The organism is Paenibacillus sp. V4I9, from assembly GCF_030817295.1.
In the GTDB taxonomy this organism is placed as follows: Bacteria; Bacillota; Bacilli; order Paenibacillales; family NBRC-103111; genus Paenibacillus_E.
In genome coordinates this window covers 532181-555572 of record NZ_JAUSZE010000001.1, presented here as the reverse complement: position 1 = coordinate 555572, position 23392 = coordinate 532181, and the positions used below count along the sequence as shown (strand labels likewise).

General features: G+C 40.8%; 26 protein-coding genes and 1 pseudogene. 6 read left to right on the top strand and 21 right to left on the bottom strand.

The features are described 5' to 3' along the window. The first annotated feature begins 190 nt into the window (after positions 1-190). Positions 191-616 (top strand): SRPBCC family protein, encoded by a 426-nt coding sequence (locus QFZ81_RS02630; RefSeq protein WP_307601324.1) that lies wholly within the window; start codon positions 191-193, stop codon positions 614-616. A 207-nt stretch (positions 617-823) separates the two neighbouring features. On the opposite strand, the gene QFZ81_RS02625 is transcribed toward QFZ81_RS02630, so the two are convergent. From QFZ81_RS02625 to QFZ81_RS02610, 4 genes are all read right to left on the bottom strand, one after another. Continuing rightward, positions 824-1252, bottom strand: coding sequence for a hypothetical protein (locus tag QFZ81_RS02625; protein ID WP_307601322.1), 429 nt, complete (start codon positions 1250-1252; stop codon positions 824-826). Between the two features lie 184 nt (positions 1253-1436). Beyond that, positions 1437-1715 (bottom strand): hypothetical protein, encoded by a 279-nt coding sequence (locus tag QFZ81_RS02620; RefSeq protein ID WP_307448523.1) that lies wholly within the window; start codon positions 1713-1715, stop codon positions 1437-1439. 602 nt (positions 1716-2317) lie between these two features. Beyond that, on the bottom strand, positions 2318-2488 hold the full coding sequence (locus QFZ81_RS02615) for a hypothetical protein (RefSeq protein WP_307448526.1): 171 nt from the start codon (positions 2486-2488) through the stop codon (positions 2318-2320). Between the two features lie 45 nt (positions 2489-2533). Beyond that, positions 2534-3382, bottom strand: coding sequence for a stalk domain-containing protein (locus QFZ81_RS02610; protein WP_307601320.1), 849 nt, complete (start codon positions 3380-3382; stop codon positions 2534-2536). A 342-nt stretch (positions 3383-3724) separates the two neighbouring features. On the opposite strand from QFZ81_RS02610, the gene QFZ81_RS02605 reads away from it, so the two are divergent. After that, the gene (locus QFZ81_RS02605; RefSeq protein WP_307448532.1) at positions 3725-4366 is read left to right on the top strand and encodes a hypothetical protein; all 642 of its coding nucleotides are present in this window, start codon (positions 3725-3727) and stop codon (positions 4364-4366) included. A gap of 469 nt (positions 4367-4835) precedes the next feature. Here the strand turns inward: QFZ81_RS02605 and QFZ81_RS02600 are convergent, their stop codons facing one another. The 3 genes from QFZ81_RS02600 to QFZ81_RS02590 all read right to left on the bottom strand — a co-directional run bounded on the left by QFZ81_RS02600 (position 4836) and on the right by QFZ81_RS02590 (position 8001). Then, positions 4836-6122, bottom strand: coding sequence for a M48 family metallopeptidase (locus QFZ81_RS02600; RefSeq protein WP_307601318.1), 1287 nt, complete (start codon positions 6120-6122; stop codon positions 4836-4838). Positions 6123-6455: 333 nt separating this feature from the next. Then, the gene (locus QFZ81_RS02595) at positions 6456-7001 is read right to left on the bottom strand and encodes a hypothetical protein (RefSeq protein ID WP_307448542.1); all 546 of its coding nucleotides are present in this window, start codon (positions 6999-7001) and stop codon (positions 6456-6458) included. Between the two features lie 217 nt (positions 7002-7218). Then, on the bottom strand, positions 7219-8001 hold the full coding sequence (locus QFZ81_RS02590) for a squalene/phytoene synthase family protein (protein WP_307450094.1): 783 nt from the start codon (positions 7999-8001) through the stop codon (positions 7219-7221). 452 nt (positions 8002-8453) lie between these two features. On the opposite strand from QFZ81_RS02590, the pseudogene QFZ81_RS02585 reads away from it, so the two are divergent. Then, positions 8454-8567: pseudogene (locus QFZ81_RS02585) on the top strand (CBS domain-containing protein); the annotation flags it as partial. Positions 8568-8929: 362 nt separating this feature from the next. On the opposite strand, the gene QFZ81_RS02580 reads toward QFZ81_RS02585, so the two are convergent. The 5 genes from QFZ81_RS02580 to QFZ81_RS02560 all read right to left on the bottom strand — a co-directional run bounded on the left by QFZ81_RS02580 (position 8930) and on the right by QFZ81_RS02560 (position 12741). Further along, positions 8930-9406 carry a YqeG family HAD IIIA-type phosphatase gene (locus tag QFZ81_RS02580; RefSeq protein WP_307448544.1) on the bottom strand — a complete coding sequence of 159 codons (477 nt, stop codon included), beginning with the start codon at positions 9404-9406 and terminating at the stop codon, positions 8930-8932. Positions 9407-9862: 456 nt separating this feature from the next. Continuing rightward, the gene (locus QFZ81_RS02575) at positions 9863-10564 is read right to left on the bottom strand and encodes an HNH endonuclease (protein WP_307448547.1); all 702 of its coding nucleotides are present in this window, start codon (positions 10562-10564) and stop codon (positions 9863-9865) included. Positions 10565-10797: 233 nt separating this feature from the next. Then, a complete protein-coding gene (locus QFZ81_RS02570; RefSeq protein WP_307448550.1) occupies positions 10798-11382 on the bottom strand; it encodes a GNAT family N-acetyltransferase in 585 nt (194 codons plus the stop codon). Between the two features lie 182 nt (positions 11383-11564). After that, positions 11565-11753: a hypothetical protein gene (locus QFZ81_RS02565; protein ID WP_373463623.1), complete on the bottom strand. Its 189-nt coding sequence runs from the start codon at positions 11751-11753 to the stop codon at positions 11565-11567. Positions 11754-11823: 70 nt separating this feature from the next. Then, entirely contained in the window at positions 11824-12741 is a 918-nt protein-coding gene (locus tag QFZ81_RS02560) for an AraC family transcriptional regulator (RefSeq protein ID WP_307448554.1), read from the bottom strand. A 188-nt stretch (positions 12742-12929) separates the two neighbouring features. Between QFZ81_RS02560 and QFZ81_RS02555 the strand changes: the two genes are divergently transcribed. Next, on the top strand, positions 12930-14345 hold the full coding sequence (locus QFZ81_RS02555) for an MFS transporter (protein ID WP_307448557.1): 1416 nt from the start codon (positions 12930-12932) through the stop codon (positions 14343-14345). Between the two features lie 284 nt (positions 14346-14629). Here QFZ81_RS02555 and QFZ81_RS02550 read toward each other — a convergent pair whose 3' ends face one another. The 5 genes from QFZ81_RS02550 to QFZ81_RS02530 all read right to left on the bottom strand — a co-directional run bounded on the left by QFZ81_RS02550 (position 14630) and on the right by QFZ81_RS02530 (position 18943). Continuing rightward, the gene (locus tag QFZ81_RS02550; RefSeq protein ID WP_307448560.1) at positions 14630-14926 is read right to left on the bottom strand and encodes a hypothetical protein; all 297 of its coding nucleotides are present in this window, start codon (positions 14924-14926) and stop codon (positions 14630-14632) included. 917 nt (positions 14927-15843) lie between these two features. Further along, the gene (locus tag QFZ81_RS02545) at positions 15844-16365 is read right to left on the bottom strand and encodes a CBO0543 family protein (protein WP_307448564.1); all 522 of its coding nucleotides are present in this window, start codon (positions 16363-16365) and stop codon (positions 15844-15846) included. A gap of 354 nt (positions 16366-16719) precedes the next feature. Beyond that, positions 16720-17472 (bottom strand): alpha/beta fold hydrolase, encoded by a 753-nt coding sequence (locus QFZ81_RS02540; protein WP_307448565.1) that lies wholly within the window; start codon positions 17470-17472, stop codon positions 16720-16722. Between the two features lie 16 nt (positions 17473-17488). Next, positions 17489-18241 carry an alpha/beta fold hydrolase gene (locus QFZ81_RS02535; protein ID WP_307448568.1) on the bottom strand — a complete coding sequence of 251 codons (753 nt, stop codon included), beginning with the start codon at positions 18239-18241 and terminating at the stop codon, positions 17489-17491. A 516-nt stretch (positions 18242-18757) separates the two neighbouring features. Next, positions 18758-18943 (bottom strand): hypothetical protein, encoded by a 186-nt coding sequence (locus QFZ81_RS02530; RefSeq protein ID WP_307448573.1) that lies wholly within the window; start codon positions 18941-18943, stop codon positions 18758-18760. Between the two features lie 417 nt (positions 18944-19360). Here QFZ81_RS02530 and QFZ81_RS02525 point away from each other — a divergent pair, with 417 nt between their 5' ends. After that, on the top strand, positions 19361-20056 hold the full coding sequence (locus tag QFZ81_RS02525) for an IS110 family RNA-guided transposase (RefSeq protein ID WP_373462707.1): 696 nt from the start codon (positions 19361-19363) through the stop codon (positions 20054-20056). Between the two features lie 17 nt (positions 20057-20073). Next, the gene (locus tag QFZ81_RS02520) at positions 20074-20610 is read left to right on the top strand and encodes a hypothetical protein (RefSeq protein ID WP_307448576.1); all 537 of its coding nucleotides are present in this window, start codon (positions 20074-20076) and stop codon (positions 20608-20610) included. A gap of 413 nt (positions 20611-21023) precedes the next feature. On the opposite strand, the gene QFZ81_RS02515 is transcribed toward QFZ81_RS02520, so the two are convergent. The 4 genes from QFZ81_RS02515 to QFZ81_RS02500 form a co-directional block, all read right to left on the bottom strand. Next, entirely contained in the window at positions 21024-21446 is a 423-nt protein-coding gene (locus QFZ81_RS02515) for an SRPBCC family protein (protein ID WP_307448579.1), read from the bottom strand. Further along, a complete protein-coding gene (locus QFZ81_RS02510; protein ID WP_307448582.1) occupies positions 21443-21772 on the bottom strand; it encodes an ArsR/SmtB family transcription factor in 330 nt (109 codons plus the stop codon). Before QFZ81_RS02510 ends, QFZ81_RS02515 begins: the two co-directional genes overlap by 4 nt. Before the next feature lie 81 nt (positions 21773-21853). After that, positions 21854-22267 carry a DoxX family protein gene (locus QFZ81_RS02505; RefSeq protein WP_307448585.1) on the bottom strand — a complete coding sequence of 138 codons (414 nt, stop codon included), beginning with the start codon at positions 22265-22267 and terminating at the stop codon, positions 21854-21856. A 626-nt stretch (positions 22268-22893) separates the two neighbouring features. Continuing rightward, complete coding sequence (locus QFZ81_RS02500) at positions 22894-23355, bottom strand: hypothetical protein (protein WP_307448589.1); 462 nt, start codon at positions 23353-23355, stop codon at positions 22894-22896. Positions 23356-23392: the final 37 nt, after the last annotated feature.

Genomic DNA, 23392 nt, shown 5'->3' with positions numbered 1-23392 from the left:
TTCATTTCATTTTCAATGTTTTCCATTAGCATTCAGTAGTTCACCCAACTTATTTTACGATCTGATGTTACTTCAATAACATAAAGAGGAGCTGCCGCGATGCAGGCCCCTCAAGTATGGTTTACTTTAAGTTTAATGGTATAATTAACTATAGATAATCTAAATTACATATAGTGAGGCGGTAATTATAATGGAAACAGGTAATCAAACAATAACGGTAGAAACCACGGTACATGCACCAACTGAAAAAGTGTGGGAATATTGGACAGAACCACAGCATATAAAGAAATGGTCTTTTGCTTCTGATGACTGGTTTGCACCAAATGCCGAAAATGATTTAAGGGTTGGTGGAAAATTTCTTACAAGATTGGAAGCAAAGGATGGAAGCTTTGGATTTGATCTTGGTGGTGTTTATGATGAAGTGAGAATAAATGAATTTATTTCTTACACTATGGGAGATGGAAGAAAAGTTGCGATTACTTTTATTAGTCTAGAAAACGATACTAAGGTAATTGAAGCTTTTGAAGCAGAAACCACCAATTCCATTGAGATGCAAAAAGCTGGCTGGCAAGCGTTTCTAGATAATTTTAAAAAATATAGTGAAATTTCTAAATAAGATTAGGATAAAATGAATCGGACATGCAGGTTTAGTCATAATTATTGAAACATTAATTTAAACCTTCCATTCGGAAGGTTTTTTTATACAAAATTAAAGTTTAGAGACTAAACGCCGGGTCGTATATTTCCCCCGAAAAGCCTCTCGGCAACCAAAGGAGCGTAGCGGCTGCAGCCGGAATGCGGTGTTAGCTGATGTTGCCTCTTCTTAGAACTGCCTATTAAATTTCTTTGTAAATATTTCCTTTAGTTTGTTATTCAGTTGTTCATTTAATTTATAGTAAGTACGGTTTATTGAGGTCGGTATAAAATCCATCTTTAACTCATTTCCCTCATACAATGCTACTCTAAAAATATATCCTGTTCTTCCTTCTTGATTTTTCTCAGGATCTAAGACCAAGTCTTTGATTTCATTTGAAAATTGATCAATTTCTTTCTTGTTTTCAATTTTTATTCTTTCACCAGAACTTCCATCAATCAGTTCAATTTTTGAGACATTCATTATGCTTCCTGGATAAGCTTGAGAAATAGTTATTGGTTTCAATATGGGGCTGTCTGTTGTTTTACAAGCGGTTAATCCCAGTAAGAGAAGAATTATTATTATTTTCTTGATCTTAATCCCTCTTTCTTTAGGCAATTTCCGATAACGGCTATTCTGCAAACTTAGCAAAAATTCCATACTTAGAGTATTCGCTAAGTGATTAAGCTGCCCGTTAACTTAACGAGGCTGCCTTGTGCTGGCAGCCTCATCATGATGTAGTTATAGTTTTAGAATTTGTTATTATCCTCATATCCCCATCGTTCCAAAAGCCATTTATTTTCTAAATATCTTCTTCAGTTAATCGGCCCAATTTCATTTTAGCAAGGAGAACGAGTTCTTTACGACCTGTGTACTCAAAGTCCTTGTAGATCTCCTGATTCTTTTTATGGAATAGGTGGATTTGCTCAGTAAGTTCGAAATATGGCAACGTCCCTTGTTTCCACTCCAAAAACGATTGATTCAATGGCTCCAAGGCTTGTTCAGTTACCAATTTGTGATACTCATCAAGAAGTTCACGTTCTTGCTGTTTTTTTTGTTTAGAATTAAACTTGCTCTCCACCTTGTTAATCTCCTTATTCAGTATTTACTTATTTTTCTGCGTTAGCGTAATGAACTTGATTTAATCAGTAAGCCAACCAGATAATATTCCTGCTCTTTTTACTACTGGAATACGCTCTTCGCGACTTTCTATCCTTTTGGCATTTCCACTTTACCTTAGTTAAGAAGTAGACTCTACACGAGTCAAGTTCCTTCCAATACCAACAGGCGAAAGGGATTCTCTCATCGGATAATTCTATCCCCGCCTCCTCAATCGCTTCTCGATCTAAGCCTTCATTTATTGACTCGTCTTTATCCAGTTTACCACCGAGCACAGGCTACCACGCTTTACTGCCCGTTAGCTTAATGACCCGACCAGTCTAACACTTATTTCCTAGGCTACGACCAAGCCCCTGTAATGAAGCTGTGGCGAGTATGATGGGCATAAAAAAGCACCATCTAATAATGATACTTGATGGTGTTGCACCGCGACATACTATGTATATGGAACTTCTCTTTTATATGAACCCTGATTTCAAGTTCTTCGAGTGACCCATACCTTATATATAAATTTGCCTTCAGACTAAACTTTGTCAGCATGAGCATGGAATCGGTCTATGTTAGCTAAGTAAAAAGTAACACATATGCGGCTTTCTCGTCAGGAGTTGTATATCCATCAAACGCACCCATATTTATGTCATTGCTTATAGAATGCCCCCATTCTTCTGCCTCCCAAAGAGTATCAAAAATCATGGAGCCTTGTTTACAGTTTGATTCATGCCAAATGGTACTCAATTAAACCTCCTTCAAATTGAACCTCTCATGAAATCCATCTTTTATTTACTTATTTGATTGTATTTCAATTTTCACCACTGAAGCTTGACCAGGGTAACTTAGAAAGGTAATACCCACTGACCATGCCTTTACCTGTTGACCAATGGATAAGTCGCTAAATACCTGTAACTGTTTACTATCCTTTACCACTATTTTTCCATCTTCAGTTAAAGTGACCCAAGTCGCATCTGGATTTTCACTATTCCCTACCTTCTTTTCGTGATTTTCAATAAGAACTTTTTTATTTACCTTATCAGTTTTGATGATTTCGCCTATAATATTGGCTTCTTGTCTACAACATTGAATAACTCTAAGTTTCAAGGGAAACTCCTTACCAACAAATTTAAACAGTGATTTTTTAATTGAATATATTTCTTCACTAGACAGATTCTTCTCAAATTCACCAAACTTTCTAATCTCTACTTCAAGATGTTCTTGAGTTGAACCAACAGACATTAACCTAATTGAATATGTTCGCCCTAATTCATCCCAGTAATTTCTTAACTTTTCCTGAATTATTCGCAATTCTTCACTTGTAAATTCTTTTTGTTTTGCGGTTACACTTTCACCATTAGCAGATGTTATCGCAATGGTTTTCGTAGCCTCATTCCACTGGACTTCTCCGCCTGTTGCCTCAACTACTGCTTTAACTGGAAGATACGATGTGCCATTAAGAATGACTGGAGTTAGTACGACACCATCACTGTCTTTGGGTACCCAAGCGTTATTATTGAGTGTAAATTTGAAATCATGGTTTAAGTATGCCTGGATGCTTTCCACACCTCCTGACGCATAGCTGGTAATCCCAAATGCCATAATGCAGGCACTTATAACCGCAATTTTCTTCCATCTCATTTTTATTCACCTTCCAGAAATATTTCTTTTTCAAGCAATAATCAAGGAGCAAGATGCTTCAACATTAATACGGTAATTACTGGGAAATGTTGCATCCATGTTGAAGAATCCTGCCCGTTACTTTAATGAACCAAAAGTGGAGATGCTCCACGTAAGATCCTTCATCGTAACTACTCGTTAGCCATCCATTTCCCTTCACAGAACACCACAAAATAATGTGAATTTAATTCGTGACTGGCAACTTCCAGGGTAGTGCAATAAAAAATTGTTGTAATCAAAAAAATATTAGTATAAGGTAAAATATAAATATAAATAAATTACAATTTAAGGCAGGGACATATTATGAGTGAGTTTACTTTTGGTAACATAGTTCGCACTGTAAATAGATCAATTATATGTGAGAACCTTCCCTCTGGAACTCCTATTATTCAGCTCAATGAAGAATGGCTCGCATTTTTCACTGAAAATGACGGTGAACAAAGATCGTCTGATCTAGCCGAAGAAATTTCAAAACACTGTCCTATACTTTATTTTTATAACCTTGAAGATCATTGCTGGGGTTATGAGATATTAAATGGAGGTGACGTGTTATCCACATTTCACTTTTCTTATGAACTAGAAAGTGAACTTCTATTTGATATTGCTTCAGATCGATATCCAGATATTAAAAGAATAACAACGTTTTTATATAACACAGAGGAAGGAAAGAAAGTTTTAGACGAAATTCAATCCCAACTTCAGGACCCGTCTTTCTTAGAAATCGAAGTAAGGAAACACTTTGAATCAGTGAATGTTGATGATTTTAATTTTTTTGAGCTAGAAGATGAAATCATAGATGAGTTACGAAAACTATTGATAGCTGATACTTATTTAAATGGAGAGTATGACGCAATCGATAGATTTAAAACATTACTTGATATCGAGAAAATGTGCTGGATAAGGTATGATCGAACAGAAGATAGAGAAGATATTGAGTACGTTTAGAGTATTATCCTTAATCGACGGTTCTGCTTCCTTAGCAATCTGGGACAATAATTTTATCAGTAACCATAAACCGAAAAGTAAAGGAGATACCTATTGTACATGTATAATAGGTATCTCCTTTACTTTATCATGTTACTGAACTATAGTTCTTCGTTAGCTTAATGACGTCTATTTCTATCCCCGCTTATTCTCTAGTCGTTTTCGTAATAAAAGTATTAGTGTGAAGAGACCAAATATAGAAACAGCTTCTAATAAATAGTGAGTCAAACAAACTGATAATGATTGATCACTAAGGTATTATCCAAATTGTGGTACTCAAAATCAGCGGATTGCATAAATCCAGTCAGGTATAACAACCCCCAAACTACAAATATCCCATAATCCACTGTCGCTGCCATTGTTAATGCGATAATAATACCGAGTAAACCTTGTTTACTTCGTCATACCTGACACCCCATCCAAAGATCTGTTAGAATCCCAAGACGTTACTTTTATAATCATCAAGTATCTTCACTTCAATACTAGATTTCAGCGAAGACAACTCGTTAATAAATTGATTATATAACTCATCTGTCATTTGATATTTCGGATTATTATATTCCAGGCTATTAATATATGATATCCGATTTGCTGTAGGAGGATGAGTTACATCAAGCCTAGAATCCGACATTAGATTAATTCTATTTATCCGTTCCAATTCCTTTTCAGGAATGTGTGCAGCCTGATTCTTGAATTCCTCGAATAATGGATTTGAGTTCCGGTTGTTAATCGTTTTCAGAATACAGAAATCAAAAAGAAAATGGAGATGCATCTTGTTCAGCAATGATAGCTTTGCATCCTTACCGGAAATTTTAGTTGCATAGCTATCTGCCAAATATTCGGCCCTCTGAGCATCTAGCCAATTTAGGTGACAGATCAAATATAAAAACACGAAAATCAATTTTGAAACAAGTAGTAAAAAAACATTAACGGGAATCATACATATGGCTATTACAAAAGAGAATCCGTTTGGTTCGAAGAGTCTGTTAGGCTTTATTATTTGATACCATGTACTCAAAGTGTTAATAGCGGAACCTATAAAAAAGCCCCGATTCAAGTCCCCATTAATTCCATGGGCTAGTTCGTGTGAAATTAAAGCAACTAATTCCTGTTTTTCAAGGATGGCTATTAAGGGCAAACCGAATTGAATTATTTTCTTCCTTTTTAGCCCCACTTGAGCAAATGCTGCATTGAAATCTCCATTAATAATAATTCCATGTACTTTACCAGCACCAAAAGTGGAAGCTATCTCATCTACAATCTGATAAGAAACAGGGAATCGTTCTCTCGATAAAGGTTCGGTATCCAACGTATAACCTTTGGGACGTGTTAACCAAGCAAGAAATATTAAGAATACTCCAATGATCATCAGTAATATGTGAGGAAACTCTGCTATCAATAAATAAACTCCGCTCAAGCATAGGCTTAGGCTTAAAAGATGAACGACGGTGCCAGAAAATATCGTTAATATCTTACGAACAGTAACTTTTGGGTAGAGGGCTCCGTTTCGAATCATCGTGTTAAGCAAGCCCTCACTTGATTTCTTCCCGGCTTGTATGTATATTTTCTCGAACAAGTTCTTTGGTCCCTTATTTTCTTTAGGATTAATATTCCAGTTGCATTTATCACACCATGTAGCATAACCGTGAACTTTAAGAACGATCTCTTGGCATTGAGGACAATTTATTCGGCTTTTATTTTCCAATGTTAATTCCATTATTTTAATAATCCCCATTTCGAATACTATTATTGATATGAATAGTTAAATACTATAGTTGTAATATCGGTTTATTTAGCCTAGTAATTAAGGATTTAATGCTGACATTACAAGAATAGAGCAACCGACACGGTTGCCCTATTCTTGTAATGGGTACGCTGATCCATACCAAAATACTAGAACATTTATTAATTCAACACTCCATTAATCTGCCCGTTAACGTAGAAGGCTGCCGATTCATTTCTGTCGATAGCCTTCTCCTGATATTTATTGAGCTATAGTTTCCGTTAGCGTAACATCTCCGACTGTAATAAGCGATAGAGAATGATTAGACTAATAATTTTGATACACTTTTTTGCCTTCTTTATCATAACCCGTTGCATTTACTCCTGGCACTGTTCCATAATAATTTGTTGAGATAACATACCAGATTCTAAAGCCTAAACCCGAGTCAAATAATATTGCATCTTCATTAAGATTCCAGCCGTTATTGTAAGCGATGTGTAATTTATTTATTTCTTCGTTGTTTACGCTACCCCAGAATAAATGGTATCCCTTACCTGCCCCTCTCATTTGGTCAAGATTAGCCCATGAAAACGAAATAGGTTCAATATCCTTATTAACCATCCCTGACCCCATGATCCATTTCCAATTACCATCATAATTCCTATCCAAACCAACACCTACATCATTTTTCAAACCTTCATAAAAAATAATTGCACCATCAGTTAATTCCACTTTTTTGATAATACCCTTTGATTTAATACCAGTAGCAACGAATGCTTGTTCAGGTGTTTTGTATGACTTTTCAGTATAACATCCAGCAAAAATCGACACTGATACAACTAATAAAAGCAAGACATTCAAAAACTTGAGCATGAGCGTCCCCCCTAACTTTCAAGCTTTAAATACTATAAAAATTAATCAAGCGTTGATTTCTACATGTGCTTCTTTAAATGTTTAAACGTAATCAAGGCATTATATGTTTCCATGACGATTTATTGAGCAATTCTGCCCTTTAGTTCAACAAAACAGAAAAAAAGCCGGTACTCGCAGATACCGGCTTCTTATTTACGTCTACATATGGACAATCATGTTATCCAGTCACACGACTCACAATTTTTAGAACCGCATCTCTCGTTAATTTGTTTCCACCAACAGCGAGTAGGTTTACCGTAGCATGAGCTAACGCTAATGGTATCTTGCAAAATTTCAACGCTGGACCTTCCTTCAGGTCTGCGATATAAGTGTCGGCGAGTTGTAAATTGCGACGTGTGTACTGTTGCATCTCCTTGAATCCCCAACCGTCAGGAAAGAAGTCAACGCCACGTTTAAGATCCTCCACTCTATTTCGGAGGATATTTACCGCCTGCAGTCCTCTTCCGAAGGCAATCGCCTTCGTTAGATCGGATTGCGTCCCGTCATGCCACAACCATAGTTCTGATAGCATTTCTCCAACCATACCAGCCACGCTATAGGTATAGCGGTCCAAATCCTCTTCCGTATGAATGTTCCACCCGTTCTGAACCCATTCGGCCATTTGTAACGACATCTTTGCGATGTAACTATATACGATTGGAGCTCCGGAGGATGGACAAAGAAGCACCCACTCATCGAGTTGCATTGTAACTGCCGGTAATACTGCCCCATACGGCGATAGTAATTTTTGTGTTGCTTCGATAATATGTGGGGATTGGAATGCCTCGTGTATACCGAGTAATAATTCCACTTTCAATTGGTCTGTGAGTTCATCATGATCCTCGATTTCATCTATAGCCCGCATACACAGATAGGCAGATGTTACAGCCTCCTTCAATCCTAAATCCAAGTAACTAATAGGTATATAAAAAGTACGGCTCGTTTTCTTCAACATGGTCATTGCATCATTCAGGGCGGCGTTATTAATGGGTACTCCCTCCAAGTATTAGCTTAGCTTTTAACTTATTCATAGCTTAATATCATGATAACATACGTTGATATTGTCAATCCAAATACGATAACCATTACTCTACTAAGCTGCCCAATAGCGCAATCACTCCGGTTCCAGTCTACCGCGGCGGCGATATTAAGATAGTAGAAGTATTGTCGTAACTTGAACATATCCAACGCGATTCACACCCTTTCGATTGGCAATAAAAAAAGCACCCGTGGGCACTCTATCTAGCATGGCTTTTTTGTAAACATAAATTTCGTTTGTTTATTGAATTGAGCGTGGGAAGGTCCATATCAACTGTTTTTTGAAAATAAATTTAGACTTTAGATTCTTACTGTGACAAGTGTTTCTGACCTGAAAAAGGGGTAAGACCGAGATACGTGTAGAAATGGGCTAGAACGCTAGCAGCCGATCAAAATTTTGTTCCAGTTGTAGATGACGAAAGTATTTTCATAGGAATTATTCGTCGAAAAGATCTTATTGAATATTATATGAGAAACATAACCGATTGATGAACCTTTCAACTGTTTTTGGAAGAAATGTTAATGATTTGAATTTGCGAATCGCCTTGCTCTAAGGTTAACATTACACAACTAAATGTTGACATAATCATTAATTCTTAATTTCCTACTACTACTTTTGTGTACGAACTAAACTCTGGGTTCCCCCATTTTGAAGATCCGAACAAATAAAAAAACGCAGCCGACATGACTGCGTTACTCAATATGTATTGGTGGAGCCATTCCACTACCATACAGAAGAGGTGTCCTCTCTATGATAGAGCAACAACAGCCACTCGATTCAACTGCCAAATGAAATCAAGCCAGCGTTTCGCGAGTTGAACGTGCTCAAGCAGTTTAACATTTATGTTCGTCTATACTCGAAGTACTTTTACCACTAGACGTTTTACCACCCCTATAAACCGAGGTTTCGTCCATGAAGGAGATACGAAAATCGTGTACATCCCTAATCGGTTTCCGCCCCATAAATCAGTAATAATGCCATTACCAATAACTGCTGTCTCATTTCTACGGGTTCCAAGTATATCCAATGCGGCAAAGAATGCTTTTTTCTTCGGTTTACCCGCCTCGAACAAAGCTGGAATCTCATTTATCAGCCCATGTTTTTGTATCGGAGGTTTGCTGTTCGAGACGATAATTAGCTTTATTGCATATCGGGACTGAAAGTTTTTAAGCCATGTTTTCAGCGAATCCGATACAGACTCAGCATTCTTTTTCATTATTGTATTATTCCAGTCAAGTATTATTCCTTTAATTCCTGCCCGCTGAAGCGCATCTCCGTCTATCTCATAAATTGAACGCGCAATTTGGGAAGGTTTAAAAATAGGCATAAGCTTCCTCCGTTACAGTAATATACTAGTAAGCCAGTCGTATATAGTTTGCCTTCATTTGGTTAAAATCATTCTAACCGGAACCTTCAGCATTTCGAACCATGATCTCTACTGATACATTCTTTAAGATCCCTTAAATTGCTCTTTCTTCAGCATTAACCTGCCCTTTAGTTTAATAGCAAAAAGAGACCCACAGCAACGGGCTGAGGGTCTAAGTTTATATTTTAAAGGGGGGTCGACTTTTATTATAGGCTCGATTCATTAATGCCACATGAAAATAAGATTTCAATCATGTTACATTTACTTAACACTTGGTTGCAATAGGTAAGCATTTGATGTAATCTCCAGCTTTTCCCCTGCTCCACACGGAGCGTGCCAGTTTCCAAGCACTCCGCGTTCCCTCTAATTAAATGTACTTGATCATAAGTTCCTCGTTACTCATTGATTTGGGATATGTTAAACTGGTTCTAAAGCATATTTTTCACGGTAGTTGTTGATCTTGTTCATCATCAATTCCGTTAGACCCAGTCTATTCTTGAGTACGTCAATCGTCTGTATCTGAGTTAGAAGTATAAGTTGTTGCACCTCTTTGTGGAGGATACGTAAGTTATTAAACTTGTCGGTTCCCCCTAAGTGCAACGGGATGTAGTGGTGGCAATGAACATCGGATGCGAAGAGATACATGCCTGTAATTTCGCATTTCCCCATCTTCATACTATACCGACTGATCCGATTATCCATATATTGGGCACTCTGATTCAGGATGCTAGATTTCGTTAGTAAGTAAATTTCCTGACGTAAATCTGGTCGAAGCTTTTTGTGTATTTGTTCTCTGCCTGCTGTCGTAAAGAGCGAAAGACCTGTACTGAAGCCCATCGTATTCTTTGTTTTCACATTCGTAAGAGGATATAAATAGACATCTGCTACTTTAAAAGTCCTGCAGCCCAAGCTGTAAAATTTACTGTACGTTGGCGGTGGGTTTGCAGGATGTTCGTATTTCCCGATTTGTTTAAGACGATTGTACATGAAGGCACGTAGATCGTAGGCAAGACGTGAGAACGCAACACTTACATGTGTTGCCCGATTGAAGTAGTTGTGAATTCCTAAAACGAAGCTGTTGAACCGAGCAGCGTTTAGAGCCGTTGGCGAAGTCCTCATTCTGAGAATGTGTTTCTTGGCTTCGCTTTTAATTTTCTGCCTTTTACCCGCTTTGATGCCCGTATGCGCTACTCGCTTTTGACCCTTTTTGTTCGCTCGGATTGTAAAACCAAGAAATTCCGACTCTCTTTTTCGCAGGTTAATGATTTGCGATTTCTCTGGTGAGACGTCGAGTTTCAGACGGTCTTTGAGATACAGAATTACCGCATGAAGTAAAAGGGTTGGACAAACAATTAAAACTCCACACCGCGAACTTTAGAAAACACCATAGTATCTCTCAATGAACCGTCTACATCACACTTATCATTTCGAAGAATTCCTTCTAATGTGAATCCCAGTCGTTCGGCAATTCGTGAACTTCGAACATTGCGTCCATCACATCGGATTTCAATTCGATTAGCTTGTAACTCATGTACAGCATAGTTTGTAATAGCTTCTACTGCTTCAGTAATATATCCTTGATTGCCAAGAGATGTACGCACCCAGTAACCAATTTCAAATTTTCGTGATTGCCAATCAATTCGATGTAGACCGCTGCTACCAATTAATTGACCTGTTTCTTTCAGAATAAGGAGTAATCTTAGATCGGTACGATCCAAGAATTGAAGCCTAGATCGTCGGATACTTATTTCAGACTCTACAATTGTAGGAATGTTCCTAGCCCACGGCATCCAGGGACGCAATTCTTCAATACTTTCTTTAACTGCCTCATTTACCCTTTCGCCATCTTCCCATAATGGGGCTCTTATAAGCAATCGCTTACTTTCAAAGCTCTCAGGTATCGTATATAGTATCGGATCGGTTGGTTTAATGCTCATTCAATAACCCCCCTATACAAAATATTTCCATAAGATTAACAGCATTTTATACATTCTTCAATATAAAATCATAACCTTTATGAAGAAAACTGCCCGTTAACGGAACGAAAGACTGCCACGCGGCAGCCCTTTCAGTATGGAACTATCGTTCTCCGTTAGCTGAGTACGTCTTTAATTCACTCTTACAGTGTAATCTGCTGATCCCTAATATTTTTGATACTGTTCTGCCAATTTTTAATCGGCAGCACCAGTCCGCCATCGATCAATTTTTTCACATTCTCATCGTTTACATCTAACGTAATGAAATTGAAAAGCTTGCTTGAAGCGATCATCGTATTCAGCTTCTTATTCTCATTTCCTGCCAGGACCATCAGGTAAAGATTCACACCCGTCTTTTTGGATAAACGAAACCTTCAAGTCCACATTCGGAATTGAAGGTTTTTAGCTGGTCTCGAACTCTTCTGGTACTGGTTTTCTGTGAAATGCTTTTATATCTTGAAGCGGAGGAAGCCCGAAGAGCCGGCGGTATTCCCGACTGAATTGAGCTGGGCTCTCGTATCCGACTTCCAGCGCGGCGGCCGTCGCGTTCGTGGAGCCGTTCAGCATGAGGCGTCTTGCTTCTTGGAGGCGGAGTTGCTTCTGATATTGCAGGGGAGCCATCGTCGTGACAGCTTTGAATTTGTGATGGAGTCCTGAGACACTCATTTTGGACGATCTCGCCACCTCTTCGATTGTAAAGGTTCTGTTGTAATTCTCTTTTATCCATTCAATGGCTCTGCTGATCCCCTCGTTCTGCTGGTCCATGAAGACACTTTGGACAAACAAGTGTCCATAATCTCCCGTAAGTAAGCGGAAAATCATCTCGCGCTTGATCAGCGAAGATAGAAAGCGGATTTCCACCTCTGGTTTGCCTCTCAGTTCCAACAGACGGATGAATAAGAGCTGCAAGTGCTCATCGGATTTGCCTACATAAGCTCCAGGTCCTAGCTTTCTGTCGAGCGGTTTCACGCTGATACCAGTATCCATCATGACAGAAGCAATCTCTTCCGCCGTTACATCGATTCGCAAGCCAATATGAGGCGATTGCCGCGTAGCGCCGACGACTTGACCGGAGGCCGGTATATCGATCAACGAAACCAAATAGTCGCCCGCGCCATAATAGATCGTGTCCTGACCGAGATGAAGCTTCTTGGCCCCTTGTAGAATCAGGCAAAAAGAGGGGGTGAGAATACCGGGTATGATCGCCGTTGGTCGGTTGCGCCGGACCAGCGAAAAAAAAGGTACGGACGTCTCCGTACGCCCCTCTGAAAGATTAAGGGAATCGACCATATTTAGTAATTGATTCAATTTCGTTTGCATGGAAACGTCCCTCCATCCCGTATTTCTTCTCCCATTATACGCGCTTCCTCTAAGAACGCCAACCTGTTTATCGAACTATAAGAATTTTACTATTGCAGTATTGAGCAATTTTTTAGCAGAAACGAGCTACTTCCCGATGCTAATTCGCGTCATAATAACCTTTATAACATGAAAGGGAGGTTATCCTCTTGAATGAACATTCGAAACGAATTATTTTGGCGATGATCGTCGCCTGTCAGTTGATGATGGTGCTCGACGCTTCCGTCTTGGTTACCGCGTTACCCGAAATCGGCCGCACACTCCATCTGTCGACGGCCGCTTTGACTTGGGTGCAGAACGCTTATATTTTGGCGTTCGGAGGCTTCTTGTTGTTAGGCGCTCGTGCAGGGGACATCCTAGGAAGGAGAAAAACATTCAGTGCGGGGATCGCCTTGTTTTCGCTGGCCTCGATGCTGGCCGGCTTGGCGCCGTCCGCTTCGCTTCTGCTTGTGGCTCGCGCTTTGCAAGGATTGGCGGCAGCGATGGCGACGCCGTCTGCTCTCGCCTTGTTGTCCGTCAGCTTCTCGCAAGCCCGGGAACGGTCGAAAGCGATCGCCGTTTACAGCGCCGTATCGGGAGCCGGCGGCAGCGTCGGTCTAATCGTCGGCGGATTGTTGACGGATCTGATCTCTTGGCGCGCTGGGATGTTCCTCAACGTTCCGATCGGCGTCGCTCTGCTTCTTATGGTGCCTCGATATATGCAGGAGACGGAAACGAAAGCGGGCCGACTGGATTTCATGGGAGCCTTGACGTCGGTGATCGGCATGACGGCGCTGGCATTCGGCTTCGTTCAAGCCGCGTCTGTCGGATGGGAAGCGCCGGAAGTATGGGGCTCGCTTGCTCTCGGAGGTATCTCGCTAGTGGCTTTCGTACGGGTTGAAGCACGGGCGAAAGAGCCAATTACGCCTCTTCACCTGTTCGCGAGCCGAACGCGCTCCGGAGCCTACTTGGGTAGGCTGTTGCTCTTGTGCGGGAATTATCCGATCTTTTTCTTCGTTCCGCAATTTCTACAGAACGTCCTTCATTTCGATTCTTTGGAGGCCGGACTCGCAATCATGCCGTTCACGGCCGTTCAATTCGGGATGATGTATGCCATGCCTTCGCTCGTTGCCCGATTCGGGAATGCTAAAGTACTGATCGCCGGATTGATAATCGCGATCACTGGAACAAGCTGGCTGAGCCTCATTTCGGCTGATTCGAGCTTTTTCCCTCATTTGTTTTTCCCTTTGATCGTCATGGGGTGCGGTGCCGGGATGATCTTCCAGCCCTTCACGACGCTGGGGTTGTCAGGCGTAGAGGCCAAAGATGCAGGAGCGGCGTCAGGGCTCGTCAACGTCGCTCATCAGACCGGCGCATCGCTAGGGCTCGCGGTTCTGACCGCCGTCTTCGAGGCGGCGAACCGTCCGGCAGTTCCTTCGGGTACTTCTTTTGCCCATGCGATCTCCGTCTCGCTCGTGGGTTCTGCTATTTTCCTGACGGCTTCTCTCCTAGCAGTCTTGATCTTGCTGCTGCCGGCGGACAGGGCGCAGCGCGCCGTTGCGGCTGAAACGCGGAACGCGTCCTGAAGCTTTTATTATTCTTTTATTCTTCCATGTGCTAGATGATAGATGAGACCGAAGTAGTTTCGGCGAAACGGGCCGGATTCATGGATATTTGAAGTGGATGTTGATCTTTCTATTCATCGCGACCGGCATAATGCTGTTTCCTTGGAGCTGGGAAAAGTCGTAATGCTGCTTGAACAGCTTAACGAAATAGTTTTGTTGTCGTAGCCGAGCAGCTCCGCGACCCGCTCGACGGTGTTGTCGGAATGGTCGATCAGCGACTGCGACTCCGCCTTCTCCATCTTCATTCAAGTTACGAATTTGATGAAGTTCTGTTTTCCCCAGTCTCTTGCAGCACGATCTTGCAGGTTTGGAGTTGGAATCCGCCTGGTCAACCTCCCAATTTTGATTAATCGCTTACGCATGTCAAGAGATGAAGTCGATGTATACGTAAAAAATATGTACAATGCAACGAAAAAGTAATTGAATAATGGTGCTGTCTGACTGCGCAGAGCGATTCGACGCGGGTCGTCAATGTGGCGGACGAGATTTATTCTAGCCATCAATGGCAATTGAAGAATGCTGCCCTTTAGCTCAACAGTCACTGACCTCCGACTAACCATCACAGAAGAGATTGTTAACAATTACTTGTTACTTCATTTCACATTGCGGCAATAGTACGTTGTTCTTGTCTAAAAAATCAGTTACGATATAAGTTCTTGACTATATTTACAGTAATGGTTATATGTTCTTGTACTATAATTCGGCATAAGATATATGTTCTTAGTACAAGTTTTTTTGTTTATTCATTAAATGATGCCATATATAGTATATAATGGTGATCTCATAACACACCATTAATGTGTAATGTTATGCCTCTAAATCGACCATGGCAAAGGATGTATGTTCTTGTCCAATATCGGTAAAGGATACAAGTTCTTGTCTTGCGAAAAAGACAAGAACTTGTATCCTTAAAATAAAAAAACCGCGCTACGCGCGGAACTTTATAGATATATGTTCTTGTCCTCTTACAGTTTTTCTTGAGTATTTATAAAACTAGTAAATGAACTTTCTGAGTAATCAATGTTATTAGCGTTTAACCCCTCGATAGTAAATTCATTATTGTTAAATGACTTTTTTAAATCTGTTTCACTACCATTTTTTTAAGACAGACCTCTTTCTTAGTAGTACCACTGTAATAATCTTTAGCCCAGGTTTTGGTGATGTAACTGACAAATTCGGAGTGACCTTTCAAAATTTTTACTGAAAGCCAACGCTAAAATATAAAACTGAAACGTAAGACTTTTATCTTTGCCCTGCTGTTATTCAGCAGGGCCCATGCTTTCCGGCACATCCTTCGCATAAATCACAACCTGCATTTCCTACAGGTAATTACCTCATTTCACTCCGATTCCAAGCCATATCGCTCAAATGACCTGCATGTTGTGCAGAACAACTGCCTTCTGCCATCAATTCCTTACAAATCACATGCACTTTTTGCATCTAGATCAGCTATAGGGCGCTACGATCCCCTAAGCTCAATTGGCACATTCACCGGAACCTTCAACAGCACCACCCAGAAGACCGTAAGCACAGCTGAAACTAAATACGCCAGCAGGGGCTTCACCGAGAAAAGTCTCAACATAGGAAACATCGTGCAGTCAAATAACAAGGACCACCAAAACCCCCAGCCATATTGATACTGAATTCGCCCGAACATATGCAAAACGTATTCTGTACCGCCGTAAATGAGTACCCATTGGATATAGTGAAAGACGACCTTCATCCGACCCTCTGGATAGTTCGTTAGGAATAGCAGCGCTGTAGCCGGGAAAACAATAAAGGTATAGATCATTTCGGTTATACTATGACTAAGGGAAAAGTCAGGCATTAACTGCCATAACAGATGGTTGGCACAGAGATAGTGGTACAGTAAGTTCCCCAGCGCAAAGTACATCATGGTCGAATGATACTTCTTCCAGTTCCGCCAATCCCCCCACCGATAAGCTGCCCCAATGATGATGAAGCCTATTACAAAGTGCATAGAAGTTCCCCTTGTCATATCAAATTTACACAAAGGTCATTATTACCATAATTTACCTATCTATGCACGCAATAGAAAAGAGAGCTACTTGCCAGCCCTCTCATCCTAAACTGTCTTGCTGTTCGTTGAAAATAAAGTTTTAGACTGGAGTTGCTGATCCCACGCGGGTTTTAGAATTACAAAATCGGCAGCCTTCGTAAAATAAGTTTTAGACTGACCCCAATAAAAGAAACAGCGGCAGCCTTGGACGAGAAAATAAAGTTCTAGACTACCACTGTTTTAATGAGCTATCGTTCTCCGTTAGCGTAACTCCAATTCCCATCGATCTATCCTGATATGATTAAGAGGAATCCCTTACATTGAATTAGTGTCTAGAAATTGAAGAATCGCATCATTTACTAATAAAGGGTTCTCCCTTAACATATGAGGTCTATGGCTGCCGTTCGAGACAATAAGATACTTTGATCCCTTAACAAGGGAACTCAAGTGTCTGATTTTTTCCTCGCCGACAAATTGGTCATGTTCACCAGTGATAAATAAGGTCGGGCATTTAATACTGCTGAGTTGTTCCTCTGATAGTTGCGGGTATAGACACCAATCTCGTGCGGATTGTCTCATATGTTCTTGCCAATTACCTTTATGTGCTTCCATGTGCCTTTCAATCATTTGATTAATCGTATCCTGCTTCCCATTTTTAACAAGCCATTCTGGTTCAAATTCTTCAACACCAGTTGGATCACAAAAACCGCTTGAACCAATAGTAGTAAGAGTAGCTACTCTATCGGAGTTATTAACGGCAACATACAGACCGACATTTGCTCCCAAGCTGTAACCAATCAAATGGGCTTTTGAGATATCCATATTATCCATAAATTCCAAAATATCATCAGCAATTTTAGGCGTAGACCATTCAAGAGTTTCGCATTTTGTCCTGCCATGTCCTCGGAAGTCAGGAAAAAAACAGGTGTATTTCTTTTGGAAATCTAGCATTTGACTCGCGAAAGCCAAGATGCCCCGGGAATACCCGCTATGCAGAAAGATTACAATCTCCCCCAAGCCCATTTTTTCGTAGAACATCTCCAAGTCCTTAACCTGTAGGTATGGCATCGTTTTTCCCCCTCCCTCATGAGTGTTGAGTTTCTATAAAATTCAATATGGTATCGTTGACAAATACAGGATTTTCTCCATTCATATGAGGTCTATGACTGGAACCTGGCACTATCACATAACGAGAGTTATGGATCAGAGCAGCTGAACGCTTTAAATCATCCTCAGGTGCGAGCTCGTCATATTGCCCAGCAATAAAGAGAATGGGACAGGCGATACTGCTTAGTTCTTCGTCATTTAGCCGCGGATACGTCCGCCAATCTTTAACCTTTTGCCGCAAGAATTCCTGCCAGTTACCTTGATGCGCGTCCATATGTCTTTCTATCATGGAATTGATAAAATCATTGTGACCGTTTTGTAAAAGCCACTCCGGTTCAAACTCTTCCGATCTTTTGGACGCGACAAAACCACATTGACCTATTGACGTCAATGATGCAATTCTGTGAGGATGACTGACAGCACAATGGAGCGCAACTCCTCCTCCCATACCATATCCAATAACATGTGCATTGGAAATATGTAGTTGATCCATAAATTCTATGATGTCTTCAACATGCCGCGGGGTACTCCATTCAAGGCTGTAACTCTGGGTTCGACCATGCCCTCTAAAGTCTGGAAAATAACAGGTGTACTTCCTTTGAAAATCGAGTATTTGACTGGCGAAAGCTAATATTCCCCGTGAAAAGCCACTATGTAAAAACAAAACTGGATCACCGGTACCCATTTGTTCATAATACATTTCTAAGTTATGAAACTGAAGATAAGGCATCCTAACTCAACTCCTAAATTCATATATAAGAACTAATGCTCTTATATCGTACACCAAAATTATCCATATGAACAAGAGAATTATTACGCATAACTGCCTGTTAACTCAGTCAACAACAAAAAGGGACCCACAGCAACGGGCTGCGGGTCTAAAATTTATATTTTAAAGGGGGTCAGTGTTTATTATAGGCTTGATTCATTAATGCTGTATGAAAATAACATTTCAACTTTATTACATTTAATGAACCAACGTTATCGTTTAGCGAGAAGAGTTTTTATTGAGCATTGTTTGCTCCTATAAGTGAGAGCAATTTATCCCTTTCGAGATCAGGGATGGGATATGATTGCAACATAGACAATGGATCACTCAAGGAACCATCAACGAAGGTAGCTGTTTCTCCCTTTTTAAGCCATACCTGTTTGTCCATTGAACTCCCTGTTATGGTTTCGATATGCACCCAATAGTTTGGATCAATTTGATTTCTTTCAACTACTTTATCGGTTATTTTAAATGCATTCAATACTGCTGCATGGCATTTTTTGTTTTTTTGTCTTCACGGAAAAGAACCATTCCCTTTGAATCCGATATAGTTATTTTATCTACATCGTTTCCATGTAAATTCGGAAATCGATTTATCCATAGAAAAACGTTTACTACAACTATTGATAAGATAATAATCAATGCTTTAAAAACTTTATTCATTTGTCTCCCCCCTGCTGAGTTGCACATGTAGCATGGTTCTATTGTCACCAACTCTTTATGCTTATTATGACCGCAACTCAACACGAACATAACTTCCCGTTACTTCCATAAACAAAAAGAAGAGCTGCCGCGAAGCAAGCCCTTCCACTATAGTTTCCCGTTAGCCATACATGCAGCGCAATATCAGCGCTGCACCACAGAGGATGAAAATGGATAAAATCCGTCAATACTGCTACTACGGCTGGGTGAGGAAGGTCGATCAACTATGGTGTGTTAGAGCCCATCCGTTAGTCTGACTCCAACGACCACGGTGGATCACAGAATGTCGCTCCCTTTCGGGAAGCACGCATGGTAGATTAATCCTATTTTGGTTTTTGCACCAGCCCAATATTCAGAGCCGTAGAAAGGATTATTTCAATGGATATTATCATTGAGCGAGCATGTGGTATGGATGTACATAAGGATTCCATTACCACATGTACGATGACACCTGAAGGAAAGGAGATTCAATCGTTTTCTACTAAAACCGTATTTCTACTCCAGTTAATTGACTGGATTAAAAAGCATGGGTGTACCCACGTAGCGATGGAGAGTACAGGCGTTTTCTGGAAACCAATTGCTAACCTATTAGAAGCTGAAGATATTGAGTTTCTTGTCGTGAATGCTCAGCATATGAAAGCTCTCCCAGGACGTAAAACAGATGTCAAAGATGCTGAATGGATCGCCCAACTTCTTCGTCATGGACTTCTAAAAGCTAGTTTCATTCCGAACCGAATTCAACGAGAATTAAGAGAACTAGTTCGCTATCGCCGAAGCATCATTGAAGAACGAGCCCGACAACATAATCGGATTCAAAAAGTGCTAGAGGGAGCAAATATCAAACTGGGATCTGTGGTTTCAGATATTATGGGGGTCTCGTCCAAAGACATGCTTCACGCCATCGCAGACGGTGAAGAAGATCCTGAGAAATTAGCAAGCTTCGCTCGACGCACTATGAAAAAGAAAAAAGAAGAACTCGAACGGATAATTCTGGACATAGACTTGTTCATCAAATATATATTCTCCCAATATAACTACCCAATCCAAACTATAAGAATTCAATATACTATATAAGTTTAATAGGAGGGGAGTTGGAACTTAAATTGAGTATATTAACGGTAGTAGCGCTGCGAAAAGCGGCTACGAAAACGATCCCAATTTACCGTGAAATTGTTTGTAATCCGGTATATGCAACACGCTTAACCATCGCGATCCGGAACAATAATTTGGATTCACTCAATCGTTTATTCAAGGAAGTTACATCTGGTTTCAACGATTTTGGAACCAATAGATTTGGATTTAGCATCGGCTTTAAGGCTCCGGCTCCGGCGGATCAAGTAGAAAATGCGACTAACACAAAAGGGAGAGTCCGCTTAACGGTAATCAGCCTGAGAAGCATTTCTAAGAGGATTCTGCCGTTATACCGTAAAATTAGCAGTAACAACGTATTCGCCACCCAACTCGTCCTAGCTGCAAGAAATAGAAACAATACCATACTTCGCGCATTAATATCACCATTGCTGCCAGCCAATAGTTTGGTATCTGTACAGGGTGACCGCACAGGTATTATACTTGAGATTAAGTCAGTGACGGGCGTTGTGTTTATTACTCAATTTTTTGTATTGTAAATTTTTATCCCAAAGCAAAGAACTCCAAATCAAAGAGGTTGGGTTCATTTGTTGATCTGATTAAAGGCATTAATGAAGAAACGGAGCATCTCGTGTTATTCCTCCCGTAATGCTCCGTTCCTCTTGATTTTACCGCTTTCATAACGCTCAGAAGAAAACCTACTGTAACGATGGAAACAAGAAATGATACTACTTTGACCAATATTTGATGCCTTCTCGGAATATCCCCAAACCTATTTGGTAGGTCATCAGTAACCAGCCAAAAATAAGACTTCATAATGATGATTATAATTATCGCCCTTACTAAGTCCCACAAAAACGGGTATCCAAGAAAAGCAACCGATCATATTTACATCGGCAAGTGACAACAGAGCCACGGCAGGAATCCCGCCATGGCTCTGTTTCGATTGCGGTTATTGTACCAACACCTTTTCAAGCTCGCCGCACCATTTACCCCAGCCATACCTAGCGCCTTCGAGACCTTGAGCATTGGCGAATCCGGTTTGTTCGAGATGAGGGTTAACCTTTCCATCCCCTAAATCCTGCAGCGTCCAGGTGACCGTGTGCTTCTCTCCTCCGCTGACCCAAGTATAAGACACCCGGTTTGGTGCGTCCACGATAAGCACTTCGCCGTCAATAATGCCATCCCAATATTCAGACGGCTGAGTGCGAAACTGAAAACGGTGTCCTACAACGGGCCTAAAATCATTATCCATCGCCTGACCGGTGTGGATGTTGACCACCCACTTGGCAAGCTTGCTTGAATCGGTTAAGGCGGACCAAAGCTTCTCAATCGATGTCTTGTACTGAAAATCCAAGGTTAATGTTAAACTCATTCTTCTTCCTCCTCTAGTAGTTGGTTCAAGCGCAACATATTCGCACGCCAAAAATTGCTGTAGAAAGCCACCCAATCTTGAATTTCTCTGAGTGGAGAGGCGTTTAACCTAAATCGCGTTTCTCTGCCGACTTTTCGATCAAGTACCAGTCCGGCCTCTTTAAGGATTGTCAAATGCTTGGATACCGCTGTACGGCCCATTTGAAACTGTGCCGTTAATTCATGAAGCGGTATCTCTTCAGCCTCTGCTAACAGACGAATTAGTCGGCGCCTAGTCGGATCTGCAATCGCGTCAAAAACATCCCGCAATTGGTTGTTTTCGCTCATAGCACCCACTCCAAAATATTATTTTCTGTAGTAGAAATTTATTGGTGGTACGAAGGGAGAGCCGTTGATTTTACCACCTCCTTAAAGCATGCGGCTCTTCGGACGTAGCGCCCAGGAGGCGATATTTAGTGCAGCATATGAAAGCGGAAGGATAATAGGAAACCCATAATCGCCAGCAAACGCATGAGATACAGCCGCACCGGTCATTAAAAAGAAGATACCTGCGTGAACCCATTCTTTAAGCCGAGGAAAACCTGGCACGACGAGAGCAATGGCTCCAAGCACTTTCCAAGTCCCGAGAATGGTCAAGACGTATAATGGGTAACCAAGATTCTTCACTAGCTCGATGTTTCCCCCATATTGCATCAGTTGCCCGATACCACTTAACATAACTGCTGCTGCGAGTAGTAATGTGACTGACCAATATGCAATAATTTTTCCTTGAGGCTGGGTTTCTACTTTCGTGATCGTTTCCGCACCGATAATCTTACTCATTTCTTTCCTCCTCATAATTGTTGATTCAAGTGAACTATATTCTTGCTCCAAACTTTCCAAATGACTAATTACTAATTGGACACCATTTAGTGACGCTTTGATTATAGGTCACCATTTGGTGTCGTGTCAACAACATTTTTAAACTCCGCATGAAAACGTTAGTTAGCAATGTATGACAACACTTTATGCCATTTGGCTCTTTGACTAAATGTTAAAAAGCCTCGGCGCGATAATGCCGAAGCTTTTTGATCATGACTCAGTTTTGGTGGGCAAAAAAAGCCACAGCAACGGGCTTAGGGTCTAAGTTTTATATTTTAAAGGGGGTCGACTTTTATTATAAGCTTGATTAATTAATGCCACATGAAAATAAGATTTCAATCATGTTACATTTACTTAACTCTTGTTTCTCGTTAGCTTTTTCACCAATTCAATAACTGATTGAATGAATGGTGCTATATTTTCCATTTGTAACCAATATATATTTACTGTTCTATATTGCCCATTAGCACAATAGGCCACCGATCCCCGACAGCCTACATGAACTTTGTTATGAAGCTAGCGTTTCCCGTTAGTTCATCGAACCGCGAGAGAAACGATTAAGTGCAAGAAGTTGGGTGTGTGAGCGTTTATCTTCTCGTAAACTCCATAATCCAATTGGTATCCCAGTTGTTGCCGCCATCAAACGAAAAGGCCTGTTGCCAGCGAGCGGTATTCTCCGTGATCTCATCCCAAGTGAATCTCATGTGCAGCGGCTTTCCGTCTGATGTTTCTACCACTTGATTAAACACACCAATTCCATTTTCAAACTTTCCGATCAGCGGTCTAAAATCATGAGGGTTGCGATTATCCAGCCATACCAACGACCACTGCTGCGTTTCCTCGTCATAAGCGCGTATCGTCATCCCTTTTCGGACTTCACCATCCGGGAATATTCCTTCAAAATGGTCAATGATGACCTTCCCATCGAGATATTTCTCACCTGTATGACTAGCTTCAAACTCTTCCCAGACGCCTTCCTTTTCCGGATACATCGCATTCGTCCGACGTCTATTGCGATTTATCATCGGTTTAAGCGTAAAATCTAACAAAAAAAGGAGCTGCTGCAAGGTAGCTCAGATTTTACAT

What these genes read in the sequence shown, in the direction of transcription:
- QFZ81_RS02510 (WP_307448582.1), bottom strand. Translation starts at nt 21,772, where the DNA reads ATGAGCGAAAACAACCAATTGCGGGATGTTTTTGACGCGATTGCAGAT.
- QFZ81_RS02565 (WP_373463623.1), bottom strand. Translation starts at nt 11,753, where the DNA reads ATGGTCCTGGCAGGAAATGAGAATAAGAAGCTGAATACGATGATCGCT.
- QFZ81_RS02515 (WP_307448579.1), bottom strand. Translation starts at nt 21,446, where the DNA reads ATGAGTTTAACATTAACCTTGGATTTTCAGTACAAGACATCGATTGAG.
- QFZ81_RS02605 (WP_307448532.1), top strand. Translation starts at nt 3,725, where the DNA reads ATGAGTGAGTTTACTTTTGGTAACATAGTTCGCACTGTAAATAGATCA.
- QFZ81_RS02630 (WP_307601324.1), top strand. Translation starts at nt 191, where the DNA reads ATGGAAACAGGTAATCAAACAATAACGGTAGAAACCACGGTACATGCA.
- QFZ81_RS02575 (WP_307448547.1), bottom strand. Translation starts at nt 10,564, where the DNA reads ATGAGGACTTCGCCAACGGCTCTAAACGCTGCTCGGTTCAACAGCTTC.
- QFZ81_RS02595 (WP_307448542.1), bottom strand. Translation starts at nt 7,001, where the DNA reads ATGCTCAAGTTTTTGAATGTCTTGCTTTTATTAGTTGTATCAGTGTCG.
- QFZ81_RS02535 (WP_307448568.1), bottom strand. Translation starts at nt 18,241, where the DNA reads ATGCCTTATCTTCAGTTTCATAACTTAGAAATGTATTATGAACAAATG.
- QFZ81_RS02545 (WP_307448564.1), bottom strand. Translation starts at nt 16,365, where the DNA reads ATGCACTTTGTAATAGGCTTCATCATCATTGGGGCAGCTTATCGGTGG.
- QFZ81_RS02505 (WP_307448585.1), bottom strand. Translation starts at nt 22,267, where the DNA reads ATGAGTAAGATTATCGGTGCGGAAACGATCACGAAAGTAGAAACCCAG.
- QFZ81_RS02525 (WP_373462707.1), top strand. Translation starts at nt 19,361, where the DNA reads ATGGATATTATCATTGAGCGAGCATGTGGTATGGATGTACATAAGGAT.
- QFZ81_RS02540 (WP_307448565.1), bottom strand. Translation starts at nt 17,472, where the DNA reads ATGCCATACCTACAGGTTAAGGACTTGGAGATGTTCTACGAAAAAATG.
- QFZ81_RS02530 (WP_307448573.1), bottom strand. Translation starts at nt 18,943, where the DNA reads ATGAATAAAGTTTTTAAAGCATTGATTATTATCTTATCAATAGTTGTA.
- QFZ81_RS02570 (WP_307448550.1), bottom strand. Translation starts at nt 11,382, where the DNA reads ATGAGCATTAAACCAACCGATCCGATACTATATACGATACCTGAGAGC.
- QFZ81_RS02590 (WP_307450094.1), bottom strand. Translation starts at nt 8,001, where the DNA reads ATGACCATGTTGAAGAAAACGAGCCGTACTTTTTATATACCTATTAGT.
- QFZ81_RS02580 (WP_307448544.1), bottom strand. Translation starts at nt 9,406, where the DNA reads ATGCCTATTTTTAAACCTTCCCAAATTGCGCGTTCAATTTATGAGATA.
- QFZ81_RS02600 (WP_307601318.1), bottom strand. Translation starts at nt 6,122, where the DNA reads ATGGAATTAACATTGGAAAATAAAAGCCGAATAAATTGTCCTCAATGC.
- QFZ81_RS02610 (WP_307601320.1), bottom strand. Translation starts at nt 3,382, where the DNA reads ATGAGATGGAAGAAAATTGCGGTTATAAGTGCCTGCATTATGGCATTT.
- QFZ81_RS02560 (WP_307448554.1), bottom strand. Translation starts at nt 12,741, where the DNA reads ATGCAAACGAAATTGAATCAATTACTAAATATGGTCGATTCCCTTAAT.